Genomic DNA, 2,767 nt, shown 5'->3' on the forward strand with positions numbered 1-2,767 from the left:
GTCGAGGTGCGCGATGAGCTCGCGGCCGATCTGGCTGAGGCGGAGCGCAGCAGGGTTGCGACGGCGCCGTTGACGGATCGGTATCCGGATATCGATGTGGTGGATGCCTATGAGATTCAGTTGGTCAATATCCGGCAGCGGGTGGCCGAGGGTGCTCGGGTGGTGGGGCACAAGGTGGGTCTGTCGTCGGAGGCGATGCAGAAGATGATGGGCGTGGATGAGCCCGATTACGGTCATCTGCTGGCCGATATGCAGGTCTATGAGGACAGGCCGGTGGCGGCGGGTCGGTTTTTGTATCCGCGGGTGGAGGTGGAGGTCGGGTTCATCTTGGCCGATGATCTGCCCGGTGCGGGGTGCACCGAGGATGATGTGCTGGCCGCGACCGCGGCGTATGCGCCGTCGATCGAGTTGATCGATACCCGCATCACGGACTGGAAGATCAAGTTGTGCGACACGATCGCCGATAATGCGTCCTCGGCGGGTTGGGTGTTGGGGCGTGAGCGGGTGTCGCCCAAGGACATCGACATCAAAGCCATCGATGCCGTCTTGAAGCGTAATGGTGAGGTGGTGGCCGAGGGGCGCAGTGATGCGGTGCTGGGTAATCCGGTGACCTCGGTGGCGTGGTTGGCGCGCAAGGTCGATCAGTTCGGGGTGCGGTTGCGTGCCGGGGACATCGTGTTGCCCGGTGCCTGTATGCGTGCGATAGATGCAGCTCCGGGTGACGATTTCGTAGCTGATTTCGACGGGCTAGGTTCGGTCCGACTTTCTTTCGAGTAGGGGAGCTGTAGTGGCCGAGAAGTTGTCTGTGGCGATTGTGGGGTCGGGCAATATCAGCACCGACCTGCTGTACAAGCTGTTGCGGTCGGACTGGTTGGAGCCGCGGTGGATGATCGGGATCGATCCGGAGTCCGAGGGTCTGGCGCGGGCCCGCACGCTGGGTTTGGAGACCTCTCATGAGGGGGTGGATTGGCTGCTGGGCCGGTCCGAGAAACCCGATGTGGTGTTCGAGGCGACCTCGGCGTATGTGCATCGTGATGCCGCGCCGCGGTATGCCGAGGCCGGGATCACCGCGATCGATCTGACCCCGGCCGCGGTGGGTCCGGGGGTGATTCCGCCGGCGAATCTGCGGGCGCATCTGGATGCGCCGAATGTGAACATGGTGACCTGTGGTGGGCAGGCGACCATCCCGATGGTGTATGCGGTGTCGAGGGTGGTGGATGTGCCGTATGCCGAGATCGTGGCGTCGGTGTCCTCGGCGTCGGCGGGGCCGGGCACCCGGGCCAATATCGATGAGTTCACCAAGACCACCAGTGCCGGTGTGCGCGATATCGGTGGGGCGGCCCGGGGTAAGGCGATCATCATCTTGAACCCGGCCGAGCCGCCGATGATCATGCGCGACACCATTTTCTGCGCGATCCCCGAGGATGCCGACCATGCGGCGATCACCGCCTCGATCAAGGAGGTGGTGGCCGAGGTGCAGACCTATGTGCCCGGGTACCGGTTGCTCAATGAGCCGCAGTTCGATGAGCCCTCGGTGGTCAACGGTGGTCAGCATGTGGTGACGACCTTCGTCGAGGTGGAGGGTGCCGGCGATTATCTGCCGCCCTATGCCGGGAATTTGGACATCATGACCGCGGCGGCCACCAAGGTCGGCGAGGAGATCGCCAAGGAACGTGTCGGCGCCGGAACTGGAGTACAGGCATGAGTGACATCTTCTTCAATCCGGTGTGGGACATCCGGATGACCGACACGTCGCTGCGCGACGGGTCTCATCACAAGCGTCACCAGTTCAGCGCCGAGGAGGTCCGCTCGATCGTGGCGGCGCTGGACACCGCGGGGGTGCCGGTCATCGAGGTGACCCACGGTGACGGGTTGGGTGGCTCGTCGTTCAACTACGGCTTCTCCAAAACCCCTGAGCAGGAACTGATCAGACTCGCGGCCGAGACCGCCAAGGACGCCAAGATCGCCTTTTTGATGCTGCCCGGGGTGGGCACCAAGGAGGACATCAAGGAGGCGCAGAACAATGGTGGGGAGATCTGCCGGATCGCCACCCACTGCACCGAGGCCGATGTCTCCATCCAGCATTTCGGATTGGCCCGCGAACTCGGCCTGGAGACCGTCGGGTTCTTGATGATGAGCCACACCATCTCCCCGGAGAAGTTGGCCGCCCAGGCCCGCATCATGGCCGATGCCGGTTGTCAGTGCGTCTACGTGGTGGATTCTGCGGGTGCCCTGGTGCTCGACCAGGTGTCGGATCGGGTGGCCGCCTTGGTCGCCGAACTCGGCGATGACGCGCAGGTCGGTTTCCATGGCCATGAGAACCTCGGGCTCGGGGTGGCCAACTCCATCGAGGCGGTGCGTGCCGGTGCCAAGCAGATCGACGGGTCGTGCCGGCGGTTCGGTGCCGGTGCCGGTAACGCACCGGTGGAGGCACTCATCGGGGTGTTCGACAAGATCGGTGTGAAGACCGGTATCGACTTCTTCGATATCGCCGACGCCGCCGAAGAGGTCGTCGCCCCGGCGATGCCGGCCGAGTGCCTGCTGGACCGCAACGCGCTGATCATGGGGTACTCGGGGGTGTATTCCAGCTTCCTCAAGCACGCCATCCGCCAGTCCGAACGCTACGGGGTGCCCGCCCATCAGCTGCTGCACCGCGCCGGCCAACGCAAACTCATCGGCGGCCAAGAGGACCAACTCATCGACATCGCACTGGAAATCAAACGCGAACAAGAGACGCAGAACGCCTGAACCGGGGCCGGCCGCGCGC

The 2,767-nt window shown here is 64.0% G+C and carries 3 protein-coding genes; all 3 read left to right on the plus strand.

Going from position 1 to position 2,767, the window contains the following annotated elements:
• On the plus strand, positions 1-777 hold a 777-nt coding region (locus BST17_RS28450; protein ID WP_407937778.1), incomplete at its 5' end, for a 2-keto-4-pentenoate hydratase.
• A 10-nt stretch (positions 778-787) separates the two neighbouring features.
• On the plus strand, positions 788-1,705 hold the full coding sequence (locus BST17_RS28455; protein WP_083062356.1) for an acetaldehyde dehydrogenase (acetylating): 918 nt from the start codon (positions 788-790) through the stop codon (positions 1,703-1,705).
• Positions 1,702-2,748, plus strand: a complete 1,047-nt coding sequence (gene dmpG / locus BST17_RS28460) for a 4-hydroxy-2-oxovalerate aldolase (protein ID WP_083062357.1) — start codon at positions 1,702-1,704, stop codon at positions 2,746-2,748. The genes BST17_RS28455 and dmpG overlap by 4 nt, the downstream gene beginning before the upstream one ends.
• The last annotated feature ends 19 nt before the right edge of the window (positions 2,749-2,767 follow it).

Origin of the sequence: Mycolicibacterium bacteremicum, from assembly GCF_002086115.1 — a bacterium.
Lineage (GTDB): Bacteria > Actinomycetota > Actinomycetes > Mycobacteriales > Mycobacteriaceae > Mycobacterium > Mycobacterium bacteremicum.